This is a genomic window from Psychrosphaera sp. 1_MG-2023 (assembly GCF_030548245.1).
In the GTDB taxonomy this organism is placed as follows: Bacteria; Pseudomonadota; Gammaproteobacteria; order Enterobacterales; family Alteromonadaceae; genus Psychrosphaera; species Psychrosphaera algicola.
Genome location: NZ_JAUORW010000010.1, coordinates 130,830 through 147,235 on the forward strand (window position 1 = coordinate 130,830; position 16,406 = coordinate 147,235).

13 protein-coding genes are annotated in these 16,406 nt (G+C 34.7%); all 13 read left to right on the forward strand.

Annotated elements, in window-relative coordinates; all coding sequences use genetic code 11:
• Window positions 1–58: 58 nt before the first annotated feature.
• The 13 genes from Q4575_RS11240 to Q4575_RS11300 all read left to right on the forward strand — a co-directional run bounded on the left by Q4575_RS11240 (window position 59) and on the right by Q4575_RS11300 (window position 16,205).
• A complete protein-coding gene (locus tag Q4575_RS11240) occupies window positions 59–2,830 on the forward strand; it encodes an SLBB domain-containing protein (RefSeq protein WP_303523017.1) in 2,772 nt (923 codons plus the stop codon).
• Window positions 2,831–2,903: 73 nt separating this feature from the next.
• Window positions 2,904–3,956 (forward strand): Wzz/FepE/Etk N-terminal domain-containing protein, encoded by a 1,053-nt coding sequence (locus Q4575_RS11245; protein ID WP_215963168.1) that lies wholly within the window; start codon window positions 2,904–2,906, stop codon window positions 3,954–3,956.
• A 511-nt stretch (window positions 3,957–4,467) separates the two neighbouring features.
• Window positions 4,468–5,742 carry a UDP-N-acetyl-D-mannosamine dehydrogenase gene (gene wecC, locus Q4575_RS11250; RefSeq protein WP_215963167.1) on the forward strand — a complete coding sequence of 425 codons (1,275 nt, stop codon included), beginning with the start codon at window positions 4,468–4,470 and terminating at the stop codon, window positions 5,740–5,742.
• 3 nt (window positions 5,743–5,745) lie between these two features.
• The gene (locus Q4575_RS11255) at window positions 5,746–6,936 is read left to right on the forward strand and encodes a UDP-N-acetylglucosamine 4,6-dehydratase (protein WP_215963166.1); all 1,191 of its coding nucleotides are present in this window, start codon (window positions 5,746–5,748) and stop codon (window positions 6,934–6,936) included.
• Window positions 6,937–6,952: 16 nt separating this feature from the next.
• Complete coding sequence (locus Q4575_RS11260) at window positions 6,953–8,089, forward strand: LegC family aminotransferase (protein WP_215963165.1); 1,137 nt, start codon at window positions 6,953–6,955, stop codon at window positions 8,087–8,089.
• A 12-nt stretch (window positions 8,090–8,101) separates the two neighbouring features.
• A complete protein-coding gene (gene neuC / locus Q4575_RS11265; RefSeq protein WP_215963164.1) occupies window positions 8,102–9,247 on the forward strand; it encodes a UDP-N-acetylglucosamine 2-epimerase in 1,146 nt (381 codons plus the stop codon).
• Window positions 9,248–9,251: 4 nt separating this feature from the next.
• Entirely contained in the window at window positions 9,252–10,322 is a 1,071-nt protein-coding gene (neuB, locus tag Q4575_RS11270) for an N-acetylneuraminate synthase (protein ID WP_215963163.1), read from the forward strand.
• Window positions 10,315–10,956: a NeuD/PglB/VioB family sugar acetyltransferase gene (locus Q4575_RS11275; protein WP_215963162.1), complete on the forward strand. Its 642-nt coding sequence runs from the start codon at window positions 10,315–10,317 to the stop codon at window positions 10,954–10,956. Before neuB ends, Q4575_RS11275 begins: the two co-directional genes overlap by 8 nt.
• Window positions 10,953–12,008 carry a nucleotidyltransferase family protein gene (locus Q4575_RS11280; protein ID WP_215963161.1) on the forward strand — a complete coding sequence of 352 codons (1,056 nt, stop codon included), beginning with the start codon at window positions 10,953–10,955 and terminating at the stop codon, window positions 12,006–12,008. Before Q4575_RS11275 ends, Q4575_RS11280 begins: the two co-directional genes overlap by 4 nt.
• A complete protein-coding gene (locus Q4575_RS11285; RefSeq protein ID WP_215963160.1) occupies window positions 12,005–12,691 on the forward strand; it encodes an NTP transferase domain-containing protein in 687 nt (228 codons plus the stop codon). Before Q4575_RS11280 ends, Q4575_RS11285 begins: the two co-directional genes overlap by 4 nt.
• Entirely contained in the window at window positions 12,685–13,617 is a 933-nt protein-coding gene (locus Q4575_RS11290) for a hypothetical protein (protein ID WP_215963159.1), read from the forward strand. Before Q4575_RS11285 ends, Q4575_RS11290 begins: the two co-directional genes overlap by 7 nt.
• Window positions 13,618–14,961 (forward strand): O-antigen ligase, encoded by a 1,344-nt coding sequence (locus tag Q4575_RS11295; protein ID WP_215963158.1) that lies wholly within the window; start codon window positions 13,618–13,620, stop codon window positions 14,959–14,961.
• Window positions 14,958–16,205, forward strand: a complete 1,248-nt coding sequence (locus tag Q4575_RS11300) for a hypothetical protein (protein WP_215963157.1) — start codon at window positions 14,958–14,960, stop codon at window positions 16,203–16,205. Before Q4575_RS11295 ends, Q4575_RS11300 begins: the two co-directional genes overlap by 4 nt.
• Window positions 16,206–16,406: the final 201 nt, after the last annotated feature.

A 16,406-nucleotide genomic window follows, 5' to 3' on the forward strand; every position in this document is an offset into this window, starting at 1 on the left:
TGATATATTACGCGCTCTTTTTGCCGGGTAGATTTTAATTGTTTAGGGATGTTACAAAATGAAGTATTCTAGGTTTGTGGCTTTAGGCGCATTATTTGTATTTTTTATAAGTACGGGCGCTTTAGCAATTACCCCTTCCGCGGCGCAAATTGAACAGTTAAAACAACTCCCTAGGGAGCAGCAAGTTGCTCTTGCAAAACAGTATGGCGTCGATATCAATGACGTCATTCCTTCCACTAATACCGCAAATAATTATCAGCAAGAGAGACAGGTTTCTCAACCGGCCCGAGTTGAAAATGCCTTCTCTAAAGATGAATTGCAACAAACACAACAAATAAAAGACATTGAAAGCACGAGCCAAATTGGCAAAGCTAACAAAGAGCAAGCTTTAAAGCTATTTGGTTACGATATTTTTAGTGGTCAAGCTAGCGGCTTTGAAGCTATGGCCAATATGCCAGTGCCTGGCGAATATATTCTCGGTGCGGGGGACGAAATTCAGGTTCAATTGTTTGGCAAGGAACAACAGTCTGCCAGTATAACAATTGACCGCAGTGGCGTGTTTTTCCTACCCGAATTGGGTCCAATTAATGTTGCTGGTTTGACGTTCAGTGAATTTAAAACTCTTTTTCAACATGAGCTTAAAACTAAAGTCATAGGTGTTGAAGGTATTGTTAATATGGGGCAAATGCGCAGTATTCGTGTGTTTGTATTAGGCGAAGTATTTAAACCAGGGGCCTATTCGTTAAGTGCTTTATCTACGATTACTCACGCACTTTATACATCAGGTGGTATTAGCCAAGTCGGTTCCCTAAGAAACGTGCAATTAAAACGTGCCGGAAAATTAGTAGAAACGATAGATTTATATGATTTATTACTTAAAGGCGATACGTCCAAAGATCTTACTTTATTGCCTGGCGATGTCGTATTTGTTCCTCCTACAGGACCAATTGTTGGAGTGACAGGTGAAGTTAAACGTCCAGCTTTATATGAAGTTATAGGCGATGAAAGTGTTTTTGATGTTTTAGCACTAGCTGGAAATGAATTAGCTACCGCCTATTTAGCTGCTTCAAAGTTAGAGCGTTTAGATCAAAACGGTGGTCGTACGGTAGTTGATGTAAATCTAGAAGCCCAAAAGGCAGAATCAATCAAAATAAGAAATGGCGATGTACTTCGTATTGGCAGTGTTTTAAACGAACTCGACAACGTTGTAACGCTTCAAGGTCACTTATACCGTCCCGGCGTATTTAGTTGGAAAAAAGGTCAACGGGTTTTAGATGTTATTGAAGACATTACCGACTTAAAAACTAACCCAGATTTGGATTATGCTCTAATTGTTAGGGAAGATCCGACCATAAGAACAATTTCTACAATTCAGTTTTCGGTAAGGGATGCATTTAACTCGCCTAATTCAGACAAAAACCCTAAGTTAGAAAGCCGAGATAAAATTTATATTTTTGCTGCGGATGGTAAACGAAACTTAGATGTTGTGGTTAATCGATTAAAAAAACAAGCCCGCAGTGACGAACCTGCAAAGTATGTTGAAATAGCCGGAAATGTTGAATATCAGGGCGAATACCCGCTAAGTGCAAACATGACGGTAAATGACTTAATCAAAGCGTCATATGATTTTAAAGAATTTACTGATTTCAATTATGCCCTGTTAAAGAGACAAAACTTTATCGAGAATAAAATTGAATTTGAAGTGGTTAATTTAAAGGAACAGTCTGATTTAACTATCTTACTGACACCTAAAGATAAACTTTACGTGTTTAGTTTAAATGAACCGCGAGCTGCATTACTCGCGGATCTAATTGAAGAAATTAAAACGCAAACCTCGAAAACAGTATCGCAAGATTTAGTATCAGTGCAGGGGCAAGTACGTTTTCCTGGTACGTATCCATTATCAAAACATATGACAGCGGCAGATTTGGTTTCTGCTGCTGGCGGGTATACCGAATCTAGCTATTTGATTGATTTTAATGTTGCTCGCTTTAATACAAATGGCATCGACACCTCGGAATTTGACTTACAAACAATACCATTAAAAGGTGATGCATTAGAATCCTTTGCATTACAAGCAAAAGACTCTTTGTTTATTAAAGGCATCCCTGATTGGGTAGAAGCTGAAACGGTCGAACTCATGGGGGAGTTTAAGTTCCCTGGTAAATATACCATTCGCAAAGGCGAGACTCTTGCAGAACTTGTAGAGCGAGCCGGTGGGTTTACAGATTACGCAGAGCTCGAAGCAAGCGTATTTACTCGAGAGTACCTAAGACTAAAAGAACAAAAAATATTAGAAGACGCACAGCAAAAATTAAAACAACAAATGGTTATGAGTCGTTACAATGCCGGCGAGTATTCAACGGGCAGTGCCGATTCATTTGAACAACTTCTAAACAGCTTAGAAGGAGCGCAAGCTGTTGGCCGTATGGTTGTTACCACCGAACAGATAACGGTAAATGATGGTTCTTTAGAATTACGTGATGGCGACCAATTAATTGTTCCACGTAAATCGTTTGAGGTTAGTGTATTAGGCCAAGTCTACCAGCCTACGACTTTACCTTGGATTAAAGGTGATAGTATTGATGATTATATTGACGGTGCTGGCGGCGTAAACCAAATCGCTGAAGATAGTGATACTTATTTAATCAAAGCAAATGGTCGTGTTGTAGCTATAAATGGATGGTTCACGAGCTTTGAAATACAGCCTGGAGACTCAATAATGGTTCCAGCTGATGTATCTCCGATACCAACATTAACTTTATGGCAGGCTGTGACAACAATTTTGGCACAAAGTGCGACTACACTAGCATTAATTAGTACGCTATAAAAATAAGTAGCGCAATCTCGCTAGTTATTTTTATTGGAATGTTTTTTAAAAGGCAAATGTTTACAAAACGATTATGAATAAAAACAAAGATATAGAGGATAAGGTTGTAGCTTTAGAGCACAAGCTTAATAAAGTGTCCGAAAGTACCGAACGCTTTTCTGAAACATTAAATTACCAACAAGGTTTATATAATGGGGTAGATAGCGAAATAGATTTTAAGGAAGTACTTAGAGTTATAATTGGTGAATATAAAAAAATACTAATAGTGACTTTCATTTTTGGTGTGGTTTCAGCTATTTACGCTCTATCCCTACCTAATATATATAGCTCAACAGTTAGAATGATTCCGGCACAACAAGAAAGTGAAGGTGGGTTATCATCTTTAGCCTCTAAATATGGCGGATTAGCTGCAATGGCTGGAGTCAACTTAGGGACATCCGGGAGTAGTGATTCTATACAGCATGCCGTAGAATTGATGAATAGTTGGTCTTACTTAGAGTCAATAATACTAAAATACGACTTAAAGGCCAAATTTATGGCTGTTGAAGGTTGGGATGGAAAGTCGGATACATTAGAGTACAATAGCGATATTTACAGTAAAGAATTAGGGGAATGGCTTCAACTTAAGTCATTCTTTGGAAGCAAATTACGCACATCAGAGCCGTCTAGCTATGACACTTATTTGAAATTTAAAAAAGATTTTTTTGGTGTCAATTTTGATGCTGAGAAAGGTATATTTGAAATTACGGTAAAGCATTTTTCTCCTAAAGTTGCTTTTGAAGTTACGAATATTTTTAGCAAAGAAATTAACGAATATTTTAGGAGCGAGGATAAAAAGCAAGCACTCGCAAGTGTAGACTTTATTGAAGATAAAATAAAAACCACTTCGAATACACAAATGCTAGAAGTTTTTTATAATATGATTGAATCTCACACTCAAAAGATAATGTTGACTGAAATCAGTGAAGAATATCTACTTCGTACTTTAATTCCAGCGAAAATTGCAGAAACCAAATATAAAGTTGCTCCTAAAAGATCTGTAATAGTTTTAATAAGTATTTTATTTGCAGGAATAGCGACTATTTTATGGGTGTTAATTTCGCACTTTTATAATAAAAAAGATTAGATGATATATGTATTTATCTTGCATATAGTTGTATTGGCGAGACTAAAGCAATAACAAATTATATTACAACAGTCTTTTGTTGGTTTATTCAAATCTCGCTTTTATAGTCAGCTTTAGACTTAGCTGTTGAATTTAATATTAATTTCTATACTTTTTTACCTCCATTAACGCGACATTATAGTTGGTCCCAAGAAATGAATATTTTCATAATAGAAGTGTTTTTAATATTTTCAGCTAGTTTTAAGCACAAAATAAGAATTGGAGTTATTTTACAGGTGTTACGTTTACGTAAGCTTAATTGAATAAGTTGTAGTGATTATATTTACAGGATTATAAGCAATCTATATAGAGTATTAAGCTCAAATGTTTTCAGATTAAAAGTTCAGTGCCAGATTTAAAAGTATTGGATGGAAATTGTAGGACAAATAATAGTAACAATATTGTTTATACGAGTATTGTAATTGCATAAATAAAATTACATCAAAATTTGAAAAATTATAGGAAAATTCGCGTGTCATTTGAAACTATATCTGTTTTAGGCTTAGGATATATAGGGTTGCCAACAGCTGCAATGTTTGCATCTAAGTGTAAGAAAGTAATTGGTATCGATGTCAATAGTACTACTGTTGATACTATTAATAGCGGTAAAATTCATATTGTCGAACCTGAACTTGATATAATTGTCCAAAAAGCCGTGAATGAAGGATATTTAAAAGCTACTTTATCACCAGAGCCAGCTGATGCCTTTTTGATCGCAGTTCCTACACCTTTTAAAACTAATATTGATCCCAATAAAACTGACCCTGAGCCTGACTTGTCTTATATAAAATTGGCTACAAAGGCTATCGCGCCAGTTCTAAGAAAAGGTAATTTAGTTATTTTGGAATCAACATCACCGGTTGGAGCAACAGAGCAAATGTCAGAATGGTTAGCCCTAGCTCGCAGCGATCTAACATTCCCGCAACAAAAAGGTGAATCATCAGATATACGTATAGCGCATTGCCCTGAGCGAGTTCTACCAGGGCATGTTGTACGAGAAATGGTCGAAAACGATCGAGTTGTTGGGGGCATGACTCCACTTTGCTCTGAAAAAGCGATAGAACTGTATAAGACATTTGTAGAGGGGGACTGTGTAGTAACTAATGCTCGAACGGCCGAAATGGCGAAGTTAACAGAGAACTCTTGTCGTGATGTTCAAATCGCATTTGCCAATGAACTCTCGATTATTTGTGATAAATTAGAAATTGATGTCTGGGAGCTTATTTCGTTGGCAAATAGGCATCCTCGTATTAATATCCTCCAACCTGGACCTGGTGTCGGCGGACATTGTATAGCGGTAGATCCGTGGTTTATCGTAAGTAGAACGCCGGAACAAGCTAAAATTATAAAGACCGCACGTCTTATAAATGATGCAAAACCTAAATGGGTTATAGAGAAAGTTAAATTGGCAATTGCTGACTTCCTTCAAGATAACCTGAACAAAATGGTTTCAGATATTACGATTGCATGCTATGGACTAGCTTTTAAACCTGATATAGATGACATTCGAGAGAGCCCCGCATTGGATATTACTAAAGAAATTTTACAATTTCATAAAGGTAGAGTCGTTGCTGTCGAACCCAATATACCAGAACAATCACCGTTTTTAGCAGGCATCAATCTTGTTACCTTCGAAAGGGCGGAAGTGTTAGCAGATATACATGTATTGTTAGTTGAACATATGCAGTTTAAAACTAATAAACCATCAAGTGGCCTTATGGTCGATACTAAAGGAATTTGGAACTAAATTATGTCTGACATTTTAAATTTGATAGGTCGTAAAAATGAAATGTTTGCTGAAGATATTGCAAAGAATGAATTACATTTACAAAAAACTGTTTCTGAAGCAAAATTTTTGGTAATTGGAGGCGCTGGTTCAATAGGACAAGCTGTAACTAAAGAAATTTTCAAACGGAATCCAAAAAAGTTACATGTTGTAGATATTAGTGAAAATAATATGGTCGAATTGGTCCGAGATATTAGGAGTTCTTTTGGTTATATCTCCGGAGACTTTCAAACATTCGCATTGGACATTGGCTCAGTCGAATATGACGCATTTATTAAGGCTGATGGTCAATTTGATTATGTTTTAAATTTGTCAGCGTTAAAGCATGTTCGCAGTGAGAAAGACCCTTTCACCTTAATGCGTATGATTGATGTGAATATATTAAACACAGCTAAAACTGTAAAACAATCAATTGCGTGTGGTGTTAAAAAATATTTTTGTGTTTCAACTGATAAGGCTGCTAACCCAGTAAATATGATGGGTGCTTCGAAACGAATCATGGAAATGTTTCTTATGAAACATAGTGAAAATATAGATATTTCGACAGCGCGCTTTGCGAATGTTGCATTTTCAGATGGTTCATTGTTACATGGCTTTAACCAGCGACTACAAAAAAATCAACCAATTGTCGCTCCAAATGATGTCAGAAGATATTTTGTAACCCCTCAGGAGTCTGGGGAATTGTGCTTGATGTCTTGTATCTTCGGCGATAATCGAGATATATTTTTCCCAAAATTGAGTGAAGCCTTACATTTAATTTCTTTTTCAGAGATTGCTGTAAAGTACTTAAAAAACAGAGGTTATGAACCTCACCTTTGTGAAACAGAAGAAGAAGCCCGAACTTTAGCAAAAACGTTACCTGCCAAGGGTAAGTGGCCGTGTTTATTTCAAGCTAGTGACACAACCGGAGAAAAGGATTTCGAAGAATTTTTTACTGAAGCTGAAACGCTTGATTTAGAACGCTTTGAAAATCTAGGCGTAATTAAAAATGCGCCTGACTACAATAGTAAATTATTAAATGAATTTGAGTTAGAAATAAGCTTGATGAAAGATAATTGTGAATGGGAAAAAGATAACATTGTTCGATTGTTTTATAAAATGCTTCCACATTTTGGCCATTTAGAAACTGGCAAATATTTAGATGGAAAAATGTAAACTATTGGGGCGTAGTATGAATAAAAGTTTAGTTAAATTCGTTAAAGATATTTATCAAACAAATGAATTTGTTCCTTTACACGCTCCTGCGTTTAATGGCAATGAGAAAAAGTATGTTAATGAAACTATTGAGTCTACATTTGTTTCTAGTGTCGGTAAATTTGTTGATAAATTTGAAATAGACATTGAAAAATTTACTGGTTCTGCAAAAGCAGTAGCAACAGTTAATGGAACTGCCGCATTACATACTGCACTCCATATGGCCAACGTTCGTGCTGGTGACCTTGTTTTAACTCAAGCATTGACTTTTGTTGCGACCTGCAACGCACTCCATCATATGGGCGCTGAACCTGTTTTTATCGATGTGTCGATGGCAAGTTTAGGCTTGTGCCCGGTTGCGCTTGAGGCATATTTAGACGAATACGCACTAATAGATGAACTCGGTGCGTACAACAAGTTAACAAAACAACGATTTAAAGCTGTTGTACCGATGCACACATTTGGTCACCCAGTTGAACTAGATGAACTATTGGTCGTTTGCAATAAATGGAATTTGACATTAGTTGAAGATGCAGCTGAAAGCTTAGGTTCTTTTTATAAAGGAAAACATACTGGTACTATTGGTGAACTAGCTGCTCTCAGTTTTAATGGTAATAAGATAATAACGACTGGCGGTGGCGGTATGGTTTTGTGCAGAACACCTGAGCTAGGCGTTAAAACAAAACATATAACTACAACTGCTAAAGTGCCGCACCCATATGAATTTTTTCATGATGATGCTGGGTTTAATTACCGAATGCCAAACTTGAATGCCGCCTTAGGGTGTGCCCAAATGGAAGTAATAAAGGAATATCTCGTTTTAAAAAGAGAGTTAGCTACTAAGTATGAACACTTTTTTGAAGGGTCAGATTTTAAGTTTGTCAAAGAACCTAGTTATGCGAAATCCAATTATTGGTTAAACGCTGTTATTTGTCCGACATTTGAAGAAAGAGAGAATCTTTTAAGCGAAACGAATAAGTCTAATGTGATGACTAGACCTATTTGGACATTAATGCACAGATTACCTAGTTATAGTGCTTGTGATCGTGGACCCTTAACTAACAGTGAATATTTAGAACAGCGATTAGTAAATATTCCTAGTTCTCCAGTTTAGCGTGAGTATATTATGAAAAATGTTGCTGTATTTACAGGTACTAGGGCTGAATATGGCCTCCTTTATTGGTTAATAAAAGATATTGAGAATGACCCTGAGTTAAAGCTAAATCTACTTGTTTCCGGCACTCATTTGTCTCCGGAATTTGGTTTAACTTTTAAACAAATTGAAGACGATGGTTTCTTTATTGATGAGAAAGTTGAAATGCTACTTTCTTCGGATACGGCAATTGGAGTTGCTAAAAGTATTGGTCTAGGCGTTTTAGGCTATACGGACGCATTAAGTAGAATGCAGCCAGATATTTTAATTGTACTGGGTGACCGGTATGAGGCATTAGCTGTAGCACAAACAGCGATGATACTGAGAGTACCAATTTTGCATCTACATGGTGGTGAGATTACTGAAGGTGCTTACGATGATGCAATCAGGCATGCAATTACTAAATTGAGTTATCTACACGCTACATCAACAGATGAACACAGAAAACGAGTTGTCCAATTGGGCGAAGATCCAACTAGGGTATTTAATGTAGGGGCAATAGGACTAGATTCTATAAAAAGAGCTGACTTCATGTCTATAGAAGAACTTTCTGCTTCTTTATCTTTTAAAATCGACCGCCCCTATTTTATTCTAACTTATCATCCAGTTACTTTAGGAGAAGAATTACCAATTTCTAGTTTTGAAGCAATTTTAGATGCGTTGGATTGTTTTAAAAATTATCAAGTGATTATAACCTACCCCAATGCAGATGACGGTGGTAGAAAAATTATTCCAATGATTGAAGAGTATGCCAATTCAAATGTATCTAGGGTTTTAGCTATACCTTCATTAGGGCATAAAAGGTACTTAAGTGCTGTTAAAAATTGTGCAGCCGTAATTGGTAATTCTTCGAGCGGTATTATAGAAGTTCCCTCGTTTGGCAAACCAACTGTGAATGTAGGTGTGCGCCAAAATGGGCGTTTGGCGGCTAAAAGCGTAATCCATTCAGATATTAAATTTGAAAGTCTGAAAGAAGCAATAAACAAAGCTGTTACAATGCCGAGTGATTCGTCTAGGTTTATCAATCCCTATGGCAAAGGCGATGCAAGTAAGGCAGTAATTGAGATGGTAAAATCTCTTGAATTCAACCCTTGTAAAAAATTTTTTAATATAGAGTAGTATTATGACATTAATTATTGCAGAAGCTGGCGTTAATCATAATGGTAGTGAAGAACTTGCTTTCAAATTAGTCGATGAAGCTTTTGAAGCCGGTGCAGATATTGTAAAATTTCAAACGTTTAAGGCTAAAAACTTAGTTACCGATGATGCAAAGCAAGCCGACTATCAAATTTCTAATACAGGTAAAACAGAATCTCAATACTCAATGCTTAAAAGGCTAGAATTGAGTTTTGAATTCCATCATAAGCTTATTGAGTATTGTAATAGTAAGGGGATCGAATTTTTGTCCACAGCTTTTGATTCAGAAAGTTTATCTTTCTTGGTTGATGAGTTGGGATTAAAACGGCTCAAAATTCCCTCTGGAGAGATTACAAATGCCCCTTTGGTTTTGGATCATGCCCGAACAGGTTGTGAACTAATAGTTTCGACTGGAATGGCAACTATGAGTGAAATTGAGAAAGCACTTTCATTAATTGCATTTGGGTATTTAAATAAATCAGATAACCCTACTGATGAGATGCTAGAAAATGCCTATTTTTCAGAATTAGGTAAAAAGTTGTTAAAAGAAAGAGTGACAATTTTACATTGTACTTCAGAGTATCCTGCGCCGTATGAAGATATAAATTTAAATGCAATGACGACTATAAAAAATGGTTTTAAACTGCCTGTAGGCTATTCAGATCATAGTGAAGGAATTACAGTACCAATTGCCGCTGTAGCAAAGGGGGCTGTTTTAATAGAAAAGCATTTTACATGTGATAAAAACTTACCGGGGCCAGATCATAAAGCCTCTTTAGATCCGGAAGAGCTTACTTCTATGATTAGTGCAATTAGAATTGTAGAAAAAATAATGGGGGACGGTATTAAAGGTCCGAGGCCTTCGGAGTTAAAAAACCGAAGTGTTGTTCGAAAAAGTTTAGTTGCGGCAACAGACATAGTTAAAGGAGAATTAATCACTAGTTCTAGCTTATGTGTTAAAAGACCTGGTGATGGTGTAAGTCCTTATAATTATTGGAAATTAATAAATACATTTGCTAGCAAGGATTATAAAGCGGGAAGTTTGATAGATGAGTAACTTATTGTTACTTGGAGGTGGTGGACATGCCGCAACCTTGGCAGAAATACTACTTGATCAAGGTGAAAATATTGTTGGGGTTGTTGCTCCGGAAATTACCGCTGGGAAAAAAATATTTGTTGAATTTCAACATTTTGTAAACGATACAGATGTATTAAATTTCGACCCTTTAGATACTTTATTGGTTAACGGTATAGGCTCAATGCCAAATAGTAATTTAAGAGAGGGCGTTTACGCTAAGTTTAAAAAGCTAGGCTATTCTTTTGCTACTATTCAAGCTCCTAGCGCAGTTGTGTCAAAATTTTCAGAGATAAGTGAGGGGGCCCAAATTCTTTCAAATGCAGTGATCGGTGTAGATGTGAAAATTGGTGAAAACACTATAATTAATTCTTCTGCGACGGTTGAACATGAGTGTTTTATTGGGAATAATTGCCACATAACGCCAGGTGTGACTCTAAGTGGACAGGTTATCATGGGAGACTCCGTTCATATCGGGACTGGCTCTAATCTTATTAATAACATTAAATTGGGAAGTAATATTGTCATCGGTGTTGGCGCTAATATTACCAAATCAATTGAATCGAATTCTTTGGTCTACGGACAACGAGCAAAAATATTACAGGGTGAGTTATGACTGCAAATTGGAAAAATGTAGTAATTTCAGAAGAAATGTCAATTAAAGGGGCCTTGGCAGTCATCGATAAAGAAGCACTAAGAATTGCATTGGTCGTTTCAAACAATAAATTAATTGGAACAATTACTGATGGCGATATTAGGCGTGGTATTTTAAAGGGGGTTGGGCTTGATGAAGCTGTGACTTTAGTTATGAATAACAATCCCTTCAGTTTAACGAGCGAGATCGACGCCACTACTGTTAAACGTTTAATGCAAGAAAAAAATATACTTTCTGTACCTCTTGTTGATCAAAATGGGGTGTTAGTAGGACTTAGAACTTTAAACGAAACTTTATCTGTTGAGAAAAAAGAAAATCCTGTATTTATTATGGCAGGTGGTTTTGGTACTCGCTTGAGGCCGCTAACGGATAACTGCCCAAAGCCAATGCTAAAAGTTGGTGGACGGCCAATGTTAGAGATTTTAATAGAAAACTTTAAAAAACATGGTTTTTATAAATTTTATATTTCGACGCATTATTTACCAGAAGTAATTGAAGAGTATTTTGGAAATGGTGAAAACTTTGATGTCGACATTGAATATGTTTATGAAGAAAACCCTTTAGGGACGGCTGGGGCATTATCATTACTGCCGGATAATATTCCTAATTTGCCACTTATTATGATAAACGGCGATATTTTAACAAATGTAGACTTCAGTAAAGTGTTAGGTTTTCACTTAAAAAATAAAAGTGATGCAACGATGTGTGTAAGGGACTATGAAATTCAGGTTCCATTTGGTGTAGTTGAAGGTCTCGGGCATGAAATTACTGGAATTGTTGAAAAACCAACTTATCGTTATTTTGTTAACGCTGGAATATATATAGTGTCCAATGAAATAATTAAATCATTGCCTAAAAACGAACGTTTAGATATGCCAAATCTATTTGAAATTAAGAAGAAAGATAAATTCACAGTGCTTAAATTTCCAGTTCACGAATATTGGCTCGATGTTGGAAGACATGCCGATTTTGATAAAGCTCAAACAGATGTTTTTGAATTGGGGTTGTTATGAACCTTGCTATCATACCCGCACGAAAAGGTAGTAAAAGATTACCGAATAAAAATTTATTAGATTTAGCAGGAAAACCATTGATTAAGCACACTATTGATGCTGCGCTAAAAAGCAGTGTAGATGATGTGGTAGTGAGTACAGATTGTGAAGTAATTAGAAACATTGCAATTAAGGCTGGTGCGAAAGTATTGGAACTTCGACCAGATTATTTGTCTAACGATGTAGCTTCTACAATCGATGTTTTACGCTTTGAAATGGAAAAGTATGAGTCCTTGGTTGGCCCAGTTGATGAAATTACATTGTTACAGCCAACATCGCCTCTTAGAAATAATATACACATAGATGAAGCTATTAACTTGTTCAGATCGAATGATGCCGAAATAGTAGTTTCTGTTTGTCCAAATGAACACCCTGCTGATTGGAATTTGTCATTAGGTAAAGGTAATTTAATTGACACGACTAACCTTCGGAATGCCCGGCGTTCACAAGATTATCCGACTAGCTATAGATTGAATGGCGCTATTTATTGTATCGGTAGTAGTTATTTGAAAGAAACTGAATCTATTTTATCTTCATCTAAGTCATATGCTTACGTAATGTCGCCTGGTACTTCAGTAGATATTGATACATTATTTGATTTTAAAGTTGCTAGTTTATTGCTGAGTGACATTAATAAATGTTAGTCAATAGCTATTTAACTAACTTTGAACGAATACTTTACATTAAAGTACAGAACCATATTCAAGAAAAGCATTTTGAGTTTTTGGGCAATTCAATATCTCATGATGTTGAAGTTTGTTCAGTTGAACAATTTGAGCGAATGAATTTAAAAGATGGTGATAATGTATTAATTATTGCGTCGACATCAACTAAAAAATTAAATACGCTATTACATAAAAAAAAATGTAAATACTCATTAACAATAGCTTTGTTTCAGGATGGTGTGAGAATTAGAAGGCGTTTGGGTGCTGTTGCATATATTTATCAGTTAGTCGATTTACTTTTTCCAAGTATCGGGAGTTCTATGTCCCGTACTTACATTAAACCCTTTGTTGACACTTATATCGTTTATACTAATGAAGCAGAGTTAGAGTTAAAACAGTATATATTTATAAAAGATAAAATTAGATGTGTGTCAGTTAATAAGTCATATGATATTGCGCCAATGGTTATTCCATCTTCTTTAGAACGGATCACGTTAATAGACCAACCTGTCGAAATTTATTTTAAAGATAAAACGTCAGAAATATATAATATGCTAAGCGATTATTTCTACATAAATAATACTGAGCTAGTGGTAAATACTCATCCTTCGCCAGAGTACAATGTGTTGAATAGGAGAAGTGTTAATTTTAATAATTCAGAGCTCTACCAGGTCAATAATGTATACATTACGTTTTTTTCTACTTTAGGGTTTGAATTACTTAAGCGTGGACTCCCTGTGTTTTTCCTACGACAGTTTATTCCGAATATATTTAAATTTTCTGAAAAAAACATCTTTATTCTTGATGATTATTGTCAATTGTTTGATAGGATTAGTTTACTCAAAACGATGAGTAAAGATATTATTTATCAGGAACAAACAAAACTAATTAATTGGTACTTTTAGATGCTATTACTAGTTAGTACCTTAATTATCATAATTTATAATATTAGTAGGTCTTATTATTCTAAAGGCCAGCAGTTTGTTCTTCTATTTTTTTCAACATTTTATTTGGTAGCTCCAACGGCGAAAATTTTTGGCGAAAAAGCCTTACCTTTAAATATTCCTTTCTCTCGGTTTGTAATGGTAGCGTTTATCTTTTGCTTGCTTATTAATGTCATTGTATCGATGAAAATAAAGTGGAATAGGCGTAGTAGTAAATTAATTACTATTGTTTTCTTAATATTTTTAAGTACATTGACGACTTCTCTAATCAGAAATAGTTTCAATGTATCTAAGTTGAATTTTACAGCTTTATTAAACAACTTAACTTTCTTTTTCTTTTTGATAGCATCAATTTCAGTTTTTGACTATCAAAAAAGAATAAAAGTAGACTCTAGCAAACTTGTATTAGCGTTGACATCTTTTGTATTGTTTTTCTCTAGCCTATTAGCTCTTTTAACATTTGTTTCATTTGAACCAGTTTATTACATCCATAAGTCATTTTATAACATTCATTTAGGTGGATATGACGGGGATAAATCTTTGTTTTCAATGGTTGAATTGTATAATAGAGTTTATTCCACTTTTTCAGGACCGAATCAGTTTGGATTATTTGCAGTACTATCGTTTATTTTTGTTAATCATTGCTATGCAGAGCGTAAAATATCCAGGCTTTACTTTGTTTTTAGTTTAATTTTTTGTTTTATAGTTTTAGTAACTTCACAATCTCGGACAAGTATCGTAATGTTTTTATTAGCCATCACTTTACTGAATACAAGAAGTTTGAAGAAGGGACTGAAGTTTATACCGTTTTTTCTGGTGGTAACATTAATATCCTTGCCTTTTCTGCCTGAACGTGTGTTTAACATGTTTAGTGCAGAAAATTTTATGGACGAGTTAGACTCACAGAGAATATTTTTTTGGTTGGCAAGTTATAATGAAATGACTTCAAGTACCAGTTCATTGCTCTTAGGTTTTATCGAAAAAATCACTAATAGTACCGAAGGGTTTCATATAGAAAACGGCTATCTTCAACTTATCGCAATTGGTGGGCTATTTCCATTTATTCTGTTGATAATATTTATGGCGATTCTTAATTTTCATTTTAAACAAATTGAAGTCGTGAGCTTACGGCATGCAGCAAGGATAAGTTTACTAATAGTTTTATTGTCAGAGTTTTTAATGGGCAATATATTTAATGTAAAAATATCTACGTACATAGCGATTTTGTTTGCATTTTATTTTACAAGTACCCCGCAATATAATGCCTATTTTTCAAAGTTGTCCTCAAGGCTTTCTGTTAAATGATTAAACTATTGTTAACTGTTACATTAGCGAAGTACCTTAATTCCGCAATTATGTTTTTAATCCCTGTTTTGCTACCGAAATATCTTAATGAGGTTGAAATGGGAATGGTTGCAACATATCAATCATTGTTTACGCTTTTAGTTCCTTTAATCGGTGTAAATACAGCTTCTTATCTTTTAAGGTTTTATGATGGGAGTGAAAAACGCACAAATTTAATAATTTATAGCTCTATTATTATTATATTAGCTGCACTTTTAAGTGTCTTAGCAGTATTAAACATTTCATATCCATATATAAGGGAGATAATTCAGTTTCCTTTGTTATGGACTGCAATTACAGCTTTTAGTGTGTGTATATGGCAAGTTTTGTTTCTATATATTACTTTAATGCAAGTAAAATTAGATGCGAAAAATTATTCAATTACAATATTGGTCAGAAGTTTAGCAATTGTTTTTTGTCTCTACATTCTATTGAATTCTCAAGTAGGTTGGCAAAGTAGAGTTCTTAGTGTTTTATTGGCTGACGTACTGATAGTTCTAGTTTTTCTTTTTGCTAAGAAAGTTACTTTTTCTCTTAAAATTAGAAATGGTCTAAGAATAGCCAAATTAAGTCTAAATTATTGTTTACCACTTGTTCCCCATACTTTAGCAATGTGGGTTCTTTTTTCTATAGACATCTTTTTTATTAATTATTATTTAGGACTAGAGTATTCGGCTGTTTACTTCATAGGTAATATTTTTGCACTCGTTATCGGTATTTTACAGGATGCTATTATTTCTGTAATAACCCCTATATATTTTCAAAGGTTCACTGCGAAATTAATGTCCAAAAAGGACTTTATAATCTATTTATTTGTCTTTTTTACCTTTTTGGCCGTAAGCAGTTTTATTGTTTATTTAATATCACCTTACGTTTTATGGTTTTTATATGGCGAAGACTATGCCGAAGCAACTACTGTAATTCCATATTTATTGGCTGGTTTCGTTTTTAACGGTATATATAAGTATGTTGCTATCATAATATTTTATATAAAAAGAACTAAGTTTATGATTTTATGTAGTTCAATTGCAGCGATTACAAATATATTCCTAAACTACAAATATATTGAAGATGGAATTGTTGGAATAAGTATTTCGACATCGATTTCATTTTTTATTTCATTTATGACCGCATTAATATTAATTTACTATCAAACAAAAAAACTCAATATATTTTCTGTAAAGGAAAAAGTTACTGGAGTGTAATACTTTTACTAAGAGTCGAGATTAATTTAGTTTTCATTGGAGTTAATAGCTTGTCGTTTATGCAAATTGATTATGGCTTTGTCTTACCTCTATTTGGAGTTTTTCCTTTTTCTTTAAGGGGAGTTTCTTTAGCTTTTTAACGTAAAAAACTGTAAGTATTCTAATATTTATTTCTAACTTAATTTTGTGGCTCTGATGGAG